The 16,113-nt window shown below is 28.3% G+C and carries 16 protein-coding genes and 2 pseudogenes; 6 read left to right on the forward strand and 12 right to left on the reverse strand.

Annotated features, from left to right (window positions below; translation table 11 throughout):
* Nucleotides 1-15: 15 nt before the first annotated feature.
* From CBLAS_RS02440 to CBLAS_RS02465, 6 genes are all read right to left on the reverse strand, one after another.
* A complete protein-coding gene (locus tag CBLAS_RS02440) occupies nt 16-684 on the reverse strand; it encodes a hypothetical protein (RefSeq protein WP_106871443.1) in 669 nt (222 codons plus the stop codon).
* A gap of 329 nt (nt 685-1,013) precedes the next feature.
* A complete protein-coding gene (locus CBLAS_RS02445) occupies nt 1,014-1,229 on the reverse strand; it encodes a hypothetical protein (RefSeq protein WP_133169614.1) in 216 nt (71 codons plus the stop codon).
* Nucleotides 1,230-1,375: 146 nt separating this feature from the next.
* A complete protein-coding gene (locus CBLAS_RS02450) occupies nt 1,376-2,191 on the reverse strand; it encodes a hypothetical protein (protein ID WP_106871439.1) in 816 nt (271 codons plus the stop codon).
* A gap of 124 nt (nt 2,192-2,315) precedes the next feature.
* Nucleotides 2,316-3,611: a sodium ion-translocating decarboxylase subunit beta gene (locus CBLAS_RS02455; protein WP_106871437.1), complete on the reverse strand. Its 1,296-nt coding sequence runs from the start codon at nt 3,609-3,611 to the stop codon at nt 2,316-2,318.
* 8 nt (nt 3,612-3,619) lie between these two features.
* Nucleotides 3,620-5,419 carry a biotin/lipoyl-containing protein gene (locus CBLAS_RS02460; RefSeq protein WP_106871435.1) on the reverse strand — a complete coding sequence of 600 codons (1,800 nt, stop codon included), beginning with the start codon at nt 5,417-5,419 and terminating at the stop codon, nt 3,620-3,622.
* On the reverse strand, nt 5,419-5,670 hold the full coding sequence (locus CBLAS_RS02465) for an OadG family protein (protein ID WP_106871433.1): 252 nt from the start codon (nt 5,668-5,670) through the stop codon (nt 5,419-5,421). The genes CBLAS_RS02460 and CBLAS_RS02465 overlap by 1 nt, the downstream gene beginning before the upstream one ends.
* A 231-nt stretch (nt 5,671-5,901) precedes the next feature.
* Here CBLAS_RS02465 and CBLAS_RS02470 point away from each other — a divergent pair, with 231 nt between their 5' ends.
* From CBLAS_RS02470 to CBLAS_RS02490, 5 genes are all read left to right on the forward strand, one after another.
* Complete coding sequence (locus tag CBLAS_RS02470; RefSeq protein WP_106871431.1) at nt 5,902-7,260, forward strand: FAD-dependent oxidoreductase; 1,359 nt, start codon at nt 5,902-5,904, stop codon at nt 7,258-7,260.
* Nucleotides 7,247-7,936 carry a class I SAM-dependent DNA methyltransferase gene (locus CBLAS_RS02475; protein WP_106871429.1) on the forward strand — a complete coding sequence of 230 codons (690 nt, stop codon included), beginning with the start codon at nt 7,247-7,249 and terminating at the stop codon, nt 7,934-7,936. Before CBLAS_RS02470 ends, CBLAS_RS02475 begins: the two co-directional genes overlap by 14 nt.
* A gap of 235 nt (nt 7,937-8,171) precedes the next feature.
* Nucleotides 8,172-9,626 (forward strand): pyruvate kinase, encoded by a 1,455-nt coding sequence (gene pyk, locus CBLAS_RS02480; RefSeq protein ID WP_106871427.1) that lies wholly within the window; start codon nt 8,172-8,174, stop codon nt 9,624-9,626.
* Nucleotides 9,627-9,741: 115 nt separating this feature from the next.
* Complete coding sequence (locus tag CBLAS_RS02485; protein WP_106871425.1) at nt 9,742-10,551, forward strand: transporter substrate-binding domain-containing protein; 810 nt, start codon at nt 9,742-9,744, stop codon at nt 10,549-10,551.
* Nucleotides 10,552-10,728: 177 nt separating this feature from the next.
* Nucleotides 10,729-11,535 (forward strand): transporter substrate-binding domain-containing protein, encoded by an 807-nt coding sequence (locus CBLAS_RS02490; RefSeq protein ID WP_106871423.1) that lies wholly within the window; start codon nt 10,729-10,731, stop codon nt 11,533-11,535.
* A gap of 45 nt (nt 11,536-11,580) precedes the next feature.
* Here the strand turns inward: CBLAS_RS02490 and CBLAS_RS02495 are convergent.
* The 5 genes and pseudogenes from CBLAS_RS02495 to CBLAS_RS02515 all read right to left on the reverse strand — a co-directional run.
* Nucleotides 11,581-11,721: pseudogene (locus CBLAS_RS02495) on the reverse strand (recombination mediator RecR); the annotation flags it as partial.
* A 37-nt stretch (nt 11,722-11,758) separates the two neighbouring features.
* Nucleotides 11,759-11,899, reverse strand: a pseudogene (locus CBLAS_RS02500) (recombination mediator RecR); the annotation flags it as partial.
* A 47-nt stretch (nt 11,900-11,946) separates the two neighbouring features.
* Complete coding sequence (gene recR, locus CBLAS_RS02505) at nt 11,947-12,519, reverse strand: recombination mediator RecR (protein WP_106871421.1); 573 nt, start codon at nt 12,517-12,519, stop codon at nt 11,947-11,949.
* Nucleotides 12,503-13,810 (reverse strand): ArsS family sensor histidine kinase, encoded by a 1,308-nt coding sequence (locus tag CBLAS_RS02510; protein WP_106871419.1) that lies wholly within the window; start codon nt 13,808-13,810, stop codon nt 12,503-12,505. The genes recR and CBLAS_RS02510 overlap by 17 nt, the downstream gene beginning before the upstream one ends.
* Complete coding sequence (locus CBLAS_RS02515) at nt 13,807-14,478, reverse strand: response regulator transcription factor (RefSeq protein ID WP_106871417.1); 672 nt, start codon at nt 14,476-14,478, stop codon at nt 13,807-13,809. The genes CBLAS_RS02510 and CBLAS_RS02515 overlap by 4 nt, the downstream gene beginning before the upstream one ends.
* 105 nt (nt 14,479-14,583) lie before the next feature.
* On the opposite strand from CBLAS_RS02515, the gene dnaJ reads away from it, so the two are divergent.
* Nucleotides 14,584-15,699 carry a molecular chaperone DnaJ gene (gene dnaJ / locus CBLAS_RS02520; protein WP_106871415.1) on the forward strand — a complete coding sequence of 372 codons (1,116 nt, stop codon included), beginning with the start codon at nt 14,584-14,586 and terminating at the stop codon, nt 15,697-15,699.
* A 29-nt stretch (nt 15,700-15,728) separates the two neighbouring features.
* Here the strand turns inward: dnaJ and CBLAS_RS02525 are convergent, their stop codons facing one another.
* The gene (locus CBLAS_RS02525; protein WP_241517593.1) at nt 15,729-16,106 is read right to left on the reverse strand and encodes a response regulator; all 378 of its coding nucleotides are present in this window, start codon (nt 16,104-16,106) and stop codon (nt 15,729-15,731) included.
* Nucleotides 16,107-16,113: the final 7 nt, after the last annotated feature.

A 16,113-nucleotide genomic window follows, 5' to 3' on the forward strand; every position in this document is an offset into this window, starting at 1 on the left:
CATCATTTAGTATTTTTACTCATTTTTCAACTCCTCATAATTTATTTTTTCATATAAAAGTCCATATTTATTAAAAAATACTTTTGTATTTTCTATGTCTATATTTGTTATATTTATAAAATACTTTTTTATGTTTTCATATTCTTGTTTTGTGTTGGGTCTAATATTTATCACTTTATCATCTTGAAGTATTATGATAGAGTCATAATACTTATACTCTTTTAATCTGTTTTGAAATAGGTTGTATAGAAATTTATTGATTATATTTTCTATAAAACAAAATATAGTTAGTGGAAGCAAAATAATCCACAATACCCTTACTATCTCAATTGGTCTTTGCGACTTATGATAAAAAGGTTCATATGTTTTAAAAACTTGATATTCTTTGTTTAAGTCTATCTCTTCTATGATTAAGTTTTGATGTAGAAATTTAATTTTTTCATTTGTTAAAACAATTTTTCTTTTATTTCTACTTTTTAAATATGGTAAGATATATGGTGCAAACATAGCAGGCCACAACCAAAAGAAATGTCTATTTAATGTATCTTTATTTGCACCCCAAGGATTAAAAATATAAACATATATACAAAATATTATTGAAGGAACTATAAGCAAAAAATCAAAAAAGGCATTATTATCTTTTATTATTATTGGTTCTTTATTATAATCTCTATTTAAATCCATAATAAACTTTCATATTTTAAATTTAAAATAATTTAATTATAAAACTATTTTCTTGTAAAATGATTAAAATAATATTTTAATATTATTAGTAAAACACTTTAAAAAGTTTAAAATCTTTTGCATTTACAAAATTTCCTAGTTTCTTAGCTAACTCTTCACCATCTACATTTAAAGTAATACCTTTATCCATTTAGTATCTGCTATCTCACTTTTACTAGGTGCATTTTTTGCCCCCATAAGTAGTAGCTTGAACCTTGTTTGAATAATCACCATTTAAGTTTAATTTATATGTTGCCATTGTTTCTCTTTTGTTTTAAGTTTTGTTTAGTTTATAAGCCATTAAGAATATTCGAAGATACTATTTCTTTTATTCTTTTTTCTACATCATAATTCACATTTCCACAATTATCAATTTTTCTTTTAAAACTTTCGATATTTTTTATATCTTTTTTGTATTTATTAATAATATTATCTACTTCTTCTTTGCTAAAATGTTTATCTTTGTCATAAAACAAATTTAAACCTATGTATGCATGGGCTTGCATTAATGTATTATTTTTTAAATAAAAGCTATTATTTAGGTATATTTTATATTTTCTTCGAATATCATTAATATGTATATATATAACTGGCTTTTTAAACCCAGCTATATTTGTTTTTGTGTCTATTATAAATAATTCATCTAAATTTACTAATTGTAAATTATCTGAAGAAAAAAACTCATATTTTTTCTTTTTTCTTTCAAATACTCTTCCCAATTATCAATAGTAAAGTTTTCATCTATATAGTATTCATTTATTCCAACACTATCTAAATAATAATCAACTTTCTTATCTATAGTTTTTCTCTTTTTTAAATACTGTAAAACAGCTTTTTTATATAACTCCTCTTTTGGTAGTATTCTGTTTTCTTTTAAACAATACCCCTGTTTATATTTTTCTTTTCCAAAGATAGTAGTTAAGCTTATGCCATATTTATTAGAGTAATCAGGAACAGCTCTTACAAAGATTAAAGTTAAAATTATGAGTATTGTAAATGATAAGAGTATCTTTTGTTTTTTAAAAAAGCGTTTTAGTATGAGATATAGGATTAATAAAGATATTATAGCTCTTATTATTAAAGAAGCTAAAGGGTAAAGAGTTGTAAATTCTTTAAAATCTTCTGCTATTTCATTAGCAGAAAGAGCAAAGGCTAGTAAAAATATAATAATTACAATAAAACCCATAATGCTTATTGAGATTATAGACATTATCTTAATTGATGTTGTAGTTATAGTTGGTTTGTCATTTTTATCTTGGGTGTTGTTTAAGCTTTCATTATTTGAGTTAGTATCTAAATTTGAATTATTGTTTAAATTTTCTTTATTTGAATTTGAGTTATTGTTTAAATTTAAGTTATTGTTTGCTTGGTTAATGTTACTATTTTTATCATCTAAATTTAAATCTTTTTTAGATATTTTAATTTCTCTATCAGTTAAACTATTGTCTAGCTTTGTATTTTTATCCATCTTTTTCCTTTTAGGGTAAAGTAAATATATTAGAGCTATAATAAATAGTATCTAAATAAAATCAATGCTAAAAATAGAGCAGTAAAATTTAGAGTGGTATAGCACCACTCTAAAATATTAAATTTTATAAAATTGAAAGTAGTATTCCAGCTGCAACTGCTGAGCCTATTACTCCAGATACATTTGGACCCATTGCGTGCATTAAAAGTAGATTTGTTGGATCTTCTCTCATCCCTTCTTTGTTTGCAACTCTAGCAGCCATAGGAACAGCACTAACCCCAGCAGCTCCTATTAAAGGGTTGATTTTATCTTTGCAAAATTTATTCATAATTTTTGCCATTAAAACCCCGCCAGCAGTTCCAATACTAAAAGCTATAAGACCAAGAACCAAAATACCCAAAGTTTCAGGAACTAAAAACTTTTCAGCTGCAAGTTTTGAGCCAACAGAGAGCCCTAAGAATATAGTTATGATGTTTATGAGTGCATTTTGCATAGTATCACTAAGTCTTGCAGCAACACCGCTTTCTTTTATGAAATTTCCAAAAGTAAGTGCTCCTATTAAAGGAGTTGCTGATGGAAGCATAAGCATACAAAGAAGTAAAACAGTTATAGGGAAAATTATTTTTTCAATTTTTGAAACCTCTCTTAGTTGAACCATTTTAATCTTTCTTTCCTCTTGTGTGGTAAGAAATCTCATAATAGGTGGCTGGATTATAGGAACAAGTGCCATATAGGAGTATGCAGCAACCGCAATGGCACCAAGTAAATCAGGCGATAGTTTAGAGGCTACAAAGATAGCAGTTGGACCATCAGCACCGCCTATTATACCAATGGAAGCAGCATCTTGAATGGTAAAGTTAAAAATAGATGTGTACTGTGATAATGCCAAAGCTCCAATTAGTGTAAAAAATATGCCAAGTTGGGCAGCACCGCCTAGAATTGCCGTTTTTGGATTTGCTAAAAGTGGTCCAAAGTCAGTCATAGCTCCAACGCCCATAAAAATAAGCAGCGGAAAAAGACCATTTTCAATACCAGCTGAGTAGATTATATTTAAAAATCCACCAGGTTCTGCAATTCCTGCAAGGGGTATATTTGCCAAAAATCCACCAAAAGCAATTGGCAGTAAAAGCAATGGCTCAAAGCCTTTTACTATTGCTAGATAAAATAGTAAAAAACACACAAGTATCATTATGATTTTTCCATAACTTTGTGTGAATTTAGTTCCGTGCCCTTTTGTTTCGGGGTTTATTAGTCCAGCAACTCCTGTTGATTTGGCAAAGCTTACAAAAAGTTCCGTCATGCTTTTGGATTTATATTCTTGAGTCATATGTTGCTGTGTTGTTTGTATATCATTTGCTAAAAGATTTGAACTACTTATAACAAAGAATATAAACAAAAAAAGTTTCAATAAAAATTTCATTTTTTACCTTAAAATTTAGCTAAAATTTGACCAGTTTCTACATTATCACCTTGTGAAACTAGTATTTCGCTTATAGTTCCACTGCAAGGAGCCACTACTTCTATCTCCATTTTCATAGCTTCCAATATAATGATAACTTCATCTTTTTTAACGCTTTGACCAGGTTTAGCTAGTACTTTAAAAACAGAGCCAGAAAGCCCTGCTGTAACCACTTCTCCTGTTGAGATAGTTTGTTTTATCTCTTCTGTTCTTATAGTTGTTGATATTTTTTCAATATTTTTTATCTCAACATTATGTCCCATTGCAACACTCACATTGTAAGCTTGTCCATTTACTGTAACTGTATAATCACCACTATCTTGAACTATCTCTTTTTTAGCAGACCCAGAATCTATATTTTTATCTTTTTTCCTAACCATAACCTTGCCTTCACCTTTTAAGAAAGCTATGCCTTTTTCTTTACATGCAAGAGCTATAAAAATATTTTCTTCACTCTCTTTTATTTTTTCTTTTTTTAAGATTTCTTTTGCATATTTTATTGATTTTTCTTCATCTTCATCGGCTATATCAATTGCATTTCTTGTAGTTGGTTCTAGTTTTAGTTGTTCACTTGCAAGTTTTATTATCTCCTCATCAGGCTTAACAGGCGTTTTCCCAAAGTAGCCAAGCACCATTTTACCATATCCATCAGCTATTTTTTTCCATTTTCCAAACATCACATTATTAAATGCTTGTTGGAAATAAAATTGACTAACAGGAGTTACACTTGTTCCAAACCCGCCTTTTTCTACAACTTCTCGCATAGCTTTTATAACTTCTGGAAATTTATTTAAAATGTTATTATCTCTCATCATTTGGGTATTTGCAGTTAGTGCGCCTCCTGGCATAGGTGAAAATGGTATTAGTGGGCTAACTTGTGTTGCTTCTGGTGGCATAAAATAATCTTTTAAGCACTCAGCTAAAACATCTTCATATTTAAGTATTTTTTCTAGCTCCAAACCACCTAAATCATAGTTTTTACCCTTAACAGCATGTAACATTGTTAAAATATCAGGTTGAGAAGTTCCGCCACTTACAGGACTTGCAGCTAGATCAATTCCATCAACTCCTGCTTCAAGAGCTGCTAAGTAGCAGGCTACACTAACGCCAGCAGTTTCATGAGTATGAAGCCTAATGTGAGTATTTTCAGGGAGTAGTTTTCTAGCCATTTTTATAGTTTCATAGACTTTTTGTGGACTACTTGTCCCACTTGCATCTTTAAAGCATACACTATCAAAAGGAATTCCGTTATCTAAAATTTCTCTTAATGTTTTTTCATAAAAAGCCGCATCGTGTGCACCAACGCATTTAGGCGGTAAATCCATCATAGTTACAACAATTTCATGTTTTAATCCGTGATGAGCTATCCTCTCACCGCTATATTCTAAATTTTTAACATCATTTAATGCATCAAAATTTCTAATAGTAGTAGTGCCATGCTTTTTAAACATTTTAGCATGTAAATCAACTATTTCACGGCTTCCAGTATCAAGAGTTACTGTATTTACTCCACGAGAAAGAGTTTGTAGATTTGCATCTTTTCCAACAATTTCTCTGAATTTGTCCATCATAGTAAATGCATCTTCGTTTAAATAGAAATAAAGACTTTGAAATCTAGCTCCACCGCCAAATTCAAAATGTGTAATTCCTGCATCTTTTGCCGCACTAAGTGCTGGTAAAAAATCATCCATTAAAACTCTAGCTCCAAAGACGGATTGAAAACCATCTCTAAAAGTAGTATCCATTACATCTATAAACTTTTTTGACATTATTTACCTTTTTGTGAAATTTGAAATTGTTTGATAGCTGCGGTAATTGCAACAACTACATCTTGATCAATATCATTGTCTAAATTTTTCAACTCTTTTTTTTGTATTATGTTTTTGTTTTGAGGGAAAAATCTATTAATTAAATAATATTGAAATTTTAGAGTATAAATTATAATAGTTAGAAACAAAAAAACAGCACTCATGCCTAAAATCATAAGTTTAAAGCCTTCTGCTACAAGATTTATCTCCATTAAACACCTTTTGTTAATTTAAATTAACAAATTTTAACTAAAAGTTATATGTTTTTAGCTGAAATTGTTATTAAATTATAAAAACATTACTAAAAAATTGATTTATATAAAAGCTATGCTTTATTATAAAGAATACTTAATATAATAAAGTTAATATAAAATTTAAGATGTATCAAATACTAGCTGGTATATAATCTTTTATTATTAAATTACAAAAATGCAGGAAAAAACATGCAACAAGAAAAACATTATGAAGTGATTGTTATAGGTGGCGGTATAACAGGAGCAGCACTCTTGTATGAACTTTCAAGATATACAGATATTAAAAAATTGGCTTTATTGGAAAAGTATGAAGCACCGGGAACTTTAAACACTAAAGCTACTGCAAACTCTCAAACTATACACTCAGGCGACATAGAGACAAACTACACATATGAAAAGGCGTCAAAAGTAAAACAAACTGCTGATATGGTGGTAAAATACAATTTACAACATGGATATGAAGATAAATTTATGTTTAGAACTCAAAAGATGACAATGGGTGTTGGTGATAAAGAAGTTTGGTTTATAAAAGAGAGATTTGAATCATTTAAAAATATATATCCACATCTTGAACTATTTAGCAAAGATGACTTAAAAGAGATTGAGCCAGCTGTTGTTTATGATGAATTTGGTAATGAAAGAGATGAAGAAATTGTTGCGATGGGAACAAGAAGTGCTACTTATACTACAATAGACTATGGTGCTATGGCGGTATCTCTTATAAAAAATTCACAAAAAGAGCCAAATAAAGTTTGTGATATATTTTATAATACTGAGGTTTTAGATATAGAGAAAATTGGCGATAGATACTACTTAAAAACAAAAAATAAAGCTTCAATTAGTGCTGATTTTGTTATAGTTAATGCGGGTGCCCACTCTTTATGGTTAGCTCATAAAATGGGATATGGTAAGGACCTTAGTTGTCTTGCTATGGCAGGAAGTTTCTATCTTTCAAAAAAAGAATTTTTAAAGGGCAAGGTTTATATGGTGCAAAATCCAAAACTTCCATTTGCTGCACTTCATGGTGACCCAGATATAAAAGCTAATGGCTTAACAAGATTTGGACCAACTGCACTTCCTATTTTAAAACTAGAAAGATACCATGGATTTAAAAGTTTTCCTGAATATTTAAAAACTTTAAATTTAGATAGCAATGTTATGTCTGTTTTTTGGAATCTTTTAAAAGATAGAGATATAAGAAAATATTTTATAAAAAATGTAATTTTTGAAATGCCATTTATAAATGTTAGAAGTTTTGTAAAAGATGCAAGAAAGATAATACCATCTTTAAAAACTAGTGATATATATTTTGCAAAAGGCTTTGGTGGAGTTAGGCCACAAGTTATAAATAAGAAAAACAGAAGTTTAATGTTAGGCGAGGCATCTATAAATGCAGGAGATGGAATTATATTTAACATGACCCCAAGTCCCGGTGCGACAAGTTGCCTAGGAAATGCTCTAAAAGATGTAAAAATAATTTGTGAGTATTTAGGAAAAACTTTCAATGAGAATAAATTTAATGAGGAATTAATAGATGACATCTCTTGATTTTTATTCAAAGATAGAGCCTATTATAGGTATGCAAGAAGCTTGCGATGAACTTTATGAGATTTTTTTAGATGAAATTTACAAACTTGAGTTTATGGGTAATGACGCACTTGATTTTGGAAGTGGGAGTGGAAATTTTGCGTTAAAATTAAAAAAAGATTTTAATGTGATTTGTATAGATAAAAGTTCTGAAATGGTAAAAGTTGCTAGTTCAAAAGGACTTGATGCAAGAAATACAAGTTTAAATGAAGTTAATGAAACATTTGATCTAATAACTGCGAGTTTTGATGTGATAAATTATATGGATAAAAAAGAGTTAAAGGAATTTTTAAAAATTATCTCCGAAAAGCTAAATGATGGCGGGTATTTTGTTTTTGATATAAATACAAAATTTGGTTTTACTGACGTGGCTGATGGACTTTTATATGAAAGTGATGATAAAGGAAATGAACTTATAATTGATGCAAATTTTGATAATAATATACTTGAAACCACTATGATATATTTTGAAAAAAATGGTGAAATTTACAAGAAATTTCAACAAAAAATAACTCAATATTATCATAGTGAAGATGAGATTAAAAAATATTTGAGTTTAAAGCTTTTAAATTTAGTTGATGTAAATTTATATAGCGATACAAAACCAGATAAAAAATTATTTGTTTTCACTAAATAATAGTTTAAATAGACTTTGAAAAATAAAGTCTATTTATCTAAACTTGATTTTTTAATTTAAAATCTTAAACTACTTACTTTTATGTATACTATCTTTTAAATTTATAGCTAATTTTACAAATGATATCTATTTTAATACCGATTTTTATCTATAACTATGTAGTTTTGTTATCAATTTGTAATAGGTTGATATTAAAATGATATAATTCAAGGAAAAATAAATAAGGAGCTATTTAATGGATAAAAAAACAAAGATATTAGCAACTATAGGACCTGCAAGTGATAATGAAAATATAATAGAAAATTTAGTGAAAGCAGGAGTAAATGCATTTCGTATGAATTTTAGTCACGGCGATCATCAATATCATAAGTCAAATTTAGAAAAAATTAGAAATGTTGAGAAAAAACTTGGAGTTAGGATTGGAATTTTTCAAGATATAAGCGGTCCTAAAGTTAGAGTTGGCAAGATAGATGGAGTTTTTAAATTAAACTCAGAAGACAGACTTATCTTTGTAAAAGAGCAGGTAAAAGGCGAACAAATTGATAATAAAACATATAAAATTTGCATTAATCACCCAGATATTTTAAAACTTATAAAAGTTGGTGAGTATATATATTTATGCGATGGAAGTATCCGTGCAAAAGTTGTTTTAGCAAATGAAAATAGTGTTGAAGCAGTTTTAGAAAATAGCGGAATTCTCACATCAAACAAAGGCGTAAATTTTCCAAATACAAAGATTAACATTGATATTATAACAGATAAAGATAAAAAAGATTTAGAGTGGGGTGCAAAAGAGGGGGTAAATTTTGTAGCAGTATCTTTTGTGCAAACTTCAAAAGATGTTTTAAGAGTTAGAAAAATACTTGATGAGTTTAATAGCAAAGCAAAAGTATTTGCAAAGATAGAGAAATTTGACGCTGTTGAAAACATTGATGAGATTATAAAAGTAAGTGATGGGATAATGGTTGCAAGAGGGGACTTGGGCATTGAGGTTCCATATTATGAAGTTCCAAATATCCAAAAGATGATTATAAAAAAAGCAAATGAACAAGCAAGACCTGTTATCACTGCAACTCAAATGATGCTATCTATGACACAAAATGAAAGAGCCACAAGAGCTGAGATAAGCGATGTCGCAAATGCAGTTTTAGATGGAACTGATGCTGTGATGCTTAGTGAAGAGAGTGCTGTTGGGATTGATCCGGTTGGTGTTGTAAAGGCTATGTCAAATACTATAAAAGAAACAGAAAAAATTTATCCTTATAATAAATTTGATGATTATAAGTTTTTTGATGAGACAGATATGATAGCTTCAAGCAGTTGTGCTTTGGCTTCAAGGCTAGGCGCTAAGGGAATATTGTCGATTACAGGCTCTGGAAAATCTGCTATAAAAATGGCAAGAAATAGACCAAATATCGATATATTAGCTATTGCTCATGATGAACAAACAGCACACTTTTTAACTCTTGCTTGGGGAGTAAATCCTGTTTTAGTTAAAGAGAAAAATTCAGTTACACTACTAGTGGCTGAGGTTGTAAAAGCTTTGTATGAACAAAATAATATTGATGAAAATTATACATATGTTATGACAGCTGGTTTTCCAACAGGAGTTGAAGGAAGCACTAACTATATAAGGATACTTAAGCAAGATCAAATTGAATATTATAAAAATATTTTAAACAAAAAATAAAATAAATCAAAAAAAAAAAAACTAATTGTTCAACAAAAGTTAATTATAAGGTTAGATTTAGGCGCAAGTAACTATAATTAATCTCGTAATTTAATTTTAAGGAACAGTTTGTAATATGAGAAAAGTTATTTTTTTATTATTGTTTGTTATTAGTTTTTGTTTTTCTAACTCTTTGAGCGAGATTAGAGAAAAAGGTGTAGTTAGAATAGGTGTTTTTGATGGACAACCACCATTTTCAAGTTTTAAAAATGGCTCTTACGAAGGCTTTGAGATAGATTTTGCAAATGAATTGGCTAAACGTATTTTTGGTAATAAAGGTGGTAAGGTAGAATTTCATACAACTTATGCTAAAAATCGTATAGAAGATCTTGAAACTAATAAAGTTGATATCATACTTGCTACTCTTACTATAAATGATGAGAGAGCTAAAAGAGTTGATTTTTCTATGCCATATTTTTCAGTTAATATAGGCATTTTAACTAAAAAAGCTGATAATATTAAAAAATCATCAGATTTAGCAGGTAAAAAAATACTTGTTGAAAATGGAACTACTGCTCAGGCTTTTTACCAAAAAAGAGGTTTTGATACTGAAACATGCCCTAGTTCAAATGAGTGTTATAAACAATTAAAAGACAGAAATGATGTTTATGGTTATGCAAATGATAACTTAATAGTTCTTGCTTATCCTGTTATTGATAGAGGTATGGAAGTTAATATTAAAAATTTAGGTACTTCGGACTTTTTAGGTTTGGCTGTTCAAAAAGGAAATAAAGAGTTGCTTGAATTTTTAAATCAAACGCTTATAAATTTAAGTAAAGAACATTTTTTTAGTAATGCATTTAAAAACACAATAGACCCTTTTTACAAAGGAACTGCAGAAGAAAAATATTTCTTACTTGATGATATTTATAGAATTTTTGGATAAAATTATAATTAAATATTTTTTCACTCTATTTATATAAAAATAGAGTGAAAACTAAAATCTACAAATTTGTTTAATTTTCTACATATTTTATTATTTATTATATTTGTTGATATTTCGTTTTTTTTTTTTTATATAATTACAAAAAATAGTTATATTAATTTAAATAAAAGGTTGAAAATGAAAAAAATAATTTTTTCTTTAATGTTTTTTAGCTCCATTCTTTTTTCTAATACTTTGGAACAAATAGAAAGTAGCGGTGTTATAAGAATAGGTGTTAATTTTGATTATCCCCCTTTTTCATCTGAAAGAGATGGTGAATTTAGTGGATTTGAGATAGAATTTGCGAAACAAATAGGAAATAAACTTTTTGGATCAAAAGGAGGAATTGTTAAATTTATTACTGAGGATACTGATGAACGTATTCCAAATCTTCAAAAAAACAATGTAGATATTGTTATAGATTCTCTAACTGTGACAGACGATAGAGAAAAACTAATTGATTTTTCTATGCCATATTTTTCAACAAATGTTGGATTGCTAACTAGAAAAAGTGATAAGATCAAAAAAGAATCAGATTTATTTGGGAAAACAGTTCTTGTTATCCCAAATACTCCTGCTGGAGATTTTTTTAAAAATAAAGGCTATAATCTCATTAAGTGCGGTGGGCCATCTGAGTGTTATAGGTTATTTTCAAGTGGCACAGGCGATGCATTTGCAGATGACAATATAGCCGTTCTTGCATTTCCGATACTTGATAGAACAATGGAGGTTGGTATTAAGAATTTAGGAGATACTAATTATTTAGCAATTGGAGTTCAAAAAGGAAATAAAGAATTGCTTAAAAAAATTAATGACATAATGATTGATCTTAGTAGAGAAGGATTTTTTAAAAAATCTTTTAACAATACTATCAATCCATTCTATAAAGGCACAGCTGAAGAAAAATATTTCTTACTTGAAGATATTTATAGAATTTTTGGATAATTATTTGAGTTAGCAAAGCTAACTCAAATAATCAAAACAGATTAACTAAACTTTAATTCTATATTTTATGGCATTATTTAAAGAGATTATATCTATATTATCTAAGCTAACTCCTGTAGGAACGCCTTGTGCGATTTTAGTTAGATTAACATCTAAATGTTTTAATTTGTCTTCAATGTATAGTATATCCATTATATTTTATATAGTTGTAATAATAGTTATTTTAAACTTTAATTCTATATTTTATGGCATTATTTAAAGAGATTATATCTATATTATCTAAGCTAACTCCTGTAGGAACGCCTTGTGCGATTTTAGTTAGATTAACATCTAAATGTTTTAATTTGTCTTCAATGTATAGTATATCCATTATATTTTATATAGTTGTTAAAATATTTAATAATAGTTATTTTAAACTTTAATTCTATATTTTATGGCATTATTTAAAGAGATTATATCTATATTATCTAAGCTAACTCCTGTAGGAACGCCTTGTGCGATTTTAGTTAGATTAACATCTAAATGTTTTAATTTGTCTTCAATGTATAGTATAACTCCATCACTATTAATGCTTGGAGTAAAGGCAAAAATGACCTCTTTTGTTTTATTATATAAAATAAAATCTTGTAATTTTTGAATAAACTCTTCGGATATATCGTCAAAAACAAAATATAAACCCTCATATGATCCGCTCTCTTCAAGTATTAATATATCTTTAGGGTTTTCGACTATGCATAATATATCTTTATCTCTATTTTCATCTATGCAAATATCACAAATTTCATTTTCGCTTAAAGCTCCACACTTACTACATCTCTTAATAGAACTTATAGCGTCTTCGATATTATGTGCTAAATTTAGACCAGAAAAAGAGTCAACAAGACTAACATGGTATGCAAATTTTAGTGCTGATTTTTTACCAACTCCCGGTAATTTTTGAAAAGATGCTACAAGTTCTTCAAATTTATTAATTTTGTTTTTCACTAATTTTTTTCTTTTTAGATGTTTTATTTGTTATTGGTATTTTACAGCTTTGTTCGATTTTTATACTATCATCAAATATAACACAAAAACTATGCATTCCTTGACTATAATAGTGGTCAAATTTAAATTTATGCAATTTACATATTTCATCTACTATATGTAAACCTAGTCCCATTCCTGTGCTTTTTTCATTTTTATTTCTAACAAAAGCTTGTTTATAATGCTCAATAGACATAGAAAAAGGTCTTCCTCTGTTTTGGATACATATTCTTTCTTTTGTGCAAGTTACATTAACTTTTTTATCATCAGAATATTTAAGTCCATTATCTATAAGATTTTTTATAGCGAGGGAAAATAGTTGAAAATCAATATTAATGACAGCATCTTCTTCGTAATTTAAATTAATATGCTCGTCCCAATTATCTAGCAATAACATATCTTTTACCTGTTCTATTATTAAGCTAAAATGGTATTCTTGAAAATTTATAGAGTATGATTTTGAAAGAAGTTGCTCAATTTTTGCAAATTCATTAATTAATATCTCAAGTCTTTCAAATATATTAATAAGCCTTGATTTTTGAATATCATCATCTATCATTTCTGATACTATTCTTCCTTTTCCAATAGGGGTTTTAAGTTCATGCATAATAGTTCTTAAAAATAGTTGTCTTGAAGAAACTAGCTCTTGTATTTTTAAAGCAGCTTTGTCAAATTCATGAGCTACTTGTGCTATCTCATCATTGCCTTTAATTTTTGAATAGTTTGTATCTAAATTTCCAGAACTAAATTTCTTAATATTATAATTTAACTTTTTTAGTGGATCTAAACTCTTCATAACTGATAGATATAAAGATATTAGAAGAATAACAGTTATAAAAAATCCAGCCCAAAGTGGGTCATTGATATTTTTTGAACCAATACTTTCAAAAGTTATATTAAAAGATTTGTTATGTAGATGTAGATATAAAACATTTTGATATTTTAAAGATATAAATTCACCAATAGGAGTGTTGTTTGTAAATATAATTTTTCCATTTAAAACATTATTTATTAAATTTTTATCTTTAACTATTGCAAGATTAAAGGTTTTGAAGTAGTCTTCAATGTCTTGAGGTGGTGTTGATTTTCTATATAAAGATATAAGATAATCGATAGAATTCAGCTGAGAAATTCTCATACGATCAAAGGCTTGATTTGTCTGAATTCTACCAAATGTTATAAATAGCACACACACCAAAGTAAATGCTATAGTAAATACAATGCTAATTTTTGTACTTAAAGAGTTCTTCATCCTATGAGTTTATATCCTATACCACGAACAGAGAAAATATGTTTAGGATTTTTAGAATTATCACCTATTTTAGCACGAAGCCTTCCTATAATAACATCAAGACTTTTAGAATCTTTGTCTTTTAGGCTTTTGCAATTATATACAAGTTGTTCTCTTGATACTGAAAAGCTGTGTTGTTTGATTAGATATTCTAGAATTTCATATTCAGCTGGCGTTAATACTAGCGGTTCATTGTTGTAATAAATTTCATGTCTTTTTTCATCAACTCTAAAAGCACTATCAATTTCGGATTCTTGTGCTTCTGATGTTTTTTTATAGCGTCTTATAAGACTCATAATTCTTGCATACATCTCTTTTGGATCATATGGTTTTGGCATATAGTCATCCGCACCTATTTGAAGCCCAATTACACGGTCACTAACATCACTTCTAGCTGAAGATATAATTATAGGGATATCATATTTTTCACGAATTTCTCTACACACCTCAAGCCCGTCCATTCCAGGCAAAGTTAAATCAAGAATAAGTAGATCGTAGTTTTTAACCCCAGCGCTAAGTCCAAGATAAGGGTCTTCATAATTGGTTATTTTTATATTAAATTTAAGTAAATATTCAGATAAAATTTGTGCAAACTCAACATCATCTTCAATCATTAAAACATTAATCATATTGGTCCTTCTATTATTTTAAAATACATTATATCAAAAATTTATAAATATTTTAATATATTTAGATAAAATCAAAGATTGAATACAATACAAACGGAGAAAAAATTGGCAAGTTTAGATTATTATGAAATTTTAGAAGTATCTAGGGATGCTAGCGATGATGAGATAAAAAAAGCTTTTAGAAAAATGGCTTTAAAATACCATCCTGATAGAAATCAAGGAGACAAAGAGGCTGAAAAAAAATTTAAAGAAGTAAATGAGGCCTATCAGTGCTTAGGCGATAGAGAAAAAAGAAATATTTATGATACATATGGAAAAGATGGATTAAACGGAGCTTCTGGAGGAGGTTTTGGCGGATTTGAAGATTTTGATTTAGGGGATATATTTAGTTCATTTTTTGGCGATGGATTTGGTGGTGCGACTGGACAAAGAAGACAAAGAAATTTGGATAATTATCCCTTAGATGTGGAAATTGGTTTAACTGTTAATTTTAAAGATGCTGTATTTGGTAAAGAAAAAGAGTTAAAATATAAAATTAAAAAACCTTGTAAGGCTTGTGATGGAAGTGGATCAAAAGATGGTAAAAAAGAGACTTGTCCTACTTGTGGAGGAAGGGGTCAAATAAGCCAAAGAAGAGGTTTTATGAGTTATATTCAAACATGTCCTACATGTAAAGGCGAAGGCGAGATAATAAAAGAAAAATGCATTAAATGTAATGGACTTGGATATGAAGAAGAAAATATTAGTTTTAAGTTTAGCATTCCAAAAGGAGTTGATAACGGCTTAAAGATAAGAATAGCAGAAAAGGGGAACCTATCTAAAGACGGTAGTTATGGAGATTTATATGTTAACATTAGAGTTAAGGAAGATAGTAAATTTGTAAGAAATGGTGATGATGTTTACATGGAAGTTCCTATATTTGTAACACAAGCTATTTTAGGAGAGACTATAAAAATAGAAACACTTAGAGGTAAGAAAGATTTAGAGCTTCATGTAGGAACAAAGGATGGTGAGCAGTTTATTTTAGAAAATGAAGGTATTGAAAATATAAGAACTAAAAAACTAGGAAGACTAATTGCTCAAGTTTCTATTAAAATGCCAAAAAAAATAGATGAAAAGCAAGAAAAACTACTAAAAGAATTACAAGAGAGTTTTAATGTAAAAAATAATGAAATTATAGAAGAAAGTCTGTTTGATAAAATTAAAGGTTGGTTTAAATAGGCGATATCGTAACCGCCTATTTAAATTTTTTATCCAAGATCTATAAGTTTGCTTATTTCTTGAATTAATGCTTGCTCTGCTATCGGCTTTGCTATAAAGCCGTTAGCTCCTCTGCTCATAGCTTCTTTTTTTACGGTTTCATCCGTAGTTAAAACAACTATTGGAATATTGAAGTTTGAGTTTTTGCTATAAACATTGCTTAAAAACTCGAGTCCATTCATAACAGGCATGACAATATCTAAAAGAATTAAATCTATGTCACCTCTTTTATCTAAGACACCAAGGGCATCTAGCCCATTAGACGCTTTTATAATTTCATTTACATTGGCATGCTTTTTAAGCATAACTTCTGTAAGTTTTAAGTTGATAGCATCATCATCTATCATTAGTATGTTAATTGATTTCACATTAATT

It is taken from the genome of Campylobacter blaseri (genome assembly GCF_013201895.1).
GTDB lineage: Bacteria > Campylobacterota > Campylobacteria > Campylobacterales > Campylobacteraceae > Campylobacter_B > Campylobacter_B blaseri.

What these genes read in the sequence shown, in the direction of transcription:
- CBLAS_RS02515 (WP_106871417.1), bottom strand. Translation starts at nt 14,478, where the DNA reads ATGATTAATGTTTTAATGATTGAAGATGATGTTGAGTTTGCACAAATT.
- CBLAS_RS02490 (WP_106871423.1), top strand. Translation starts at nt 10,729, where the DNA reads ATGAAAAAAATAATTTTTTCTTTAATGTTTTTTAGCTCCATTCTTTTT.
- CBLAS_RS02445 (WP_133169614.1), bottom strand. Translation starts at nt 1,229, where the DNA reads ATGCAAGCCCATGCATACATAGGTTTAAATTTGTTTTATGACAAAGAT.
- CBLAS_RS02465 (WP_106871433.1), bottom strand. Translation starts at nt 5,670, where the DNA reads ATGGAGATAAATCTTGTAGCAGAAGGCTTTAAACTTATGATTTTAGGC.
- CBLAS_RS02475 (WP_106871429.1), top strand. Translation starts at nt 7,247, where the DNA reads ATGACATCTCTTGATTTTTATTCAAAGATAGAGCCTATTATAGGTATG.
- CBLAS_RS02485 (WP_106871425.1), top strand. Translation starts at nt 9,742, where the DNA reads ATGAGAAAAGTTATTTTTTTATTATTGTTTGTTATTAGTTTTTGTTTT.
- CBLAS_RS02455 (WP_106871437.1), bottom strand. Translation starts at nt 3,611, where the DNA reads ATGAAATTTTTATTGAAACTTTTTTTGTTTATATTCTTTGTTATAAGT.
- pyk (WP_106871427.1), top strand. Translation starts at nt 8,172, where the DNA reads ATGGATAAAAAAACAAAGATATTAGCAACTATAGGACCTGCAAGTGAT.
- CBLAS_RS02460 (WP_106871435.1), bottom strand. Translation starts at nt 5,419, where the DNA reads ATGTCAAAAAAGTTTATAGATGTAATGGATACTACTTTTAGAGATGGT.
- CBLAS_RS02450 (WP_106871439.1), bottom strand. Translation starts at nt 2,191, where the DNA reads ATGGATAAAAATACAAAGCTAGACAATAGTTTAACTGATAGAGAAATT.
- CBLAS_RS02470 (WP_106871431.1), top strand. Translation starts at nt 5,902, where the DNA reads ATGCAACAAGAAAAACATTATGAAGTGATTGTTATAGGTGGCGGTATA.
- CBLAS_RS02440 (WP_106871443.1), bottom strand. Translation starts at nt 684, where the DNA reads ATGGATTTAAATAGAGATTATAATAAAGAACCAATAATAATAAAAGAT.
- CBLAS_RS02510 (WP_106871419.1), bottom strand. Translation starts at nt 13,810, where the DNA reads ATGAAGAACTCTTTAAGTACAAAAATTAGCATTGTATTTACTATAGCA.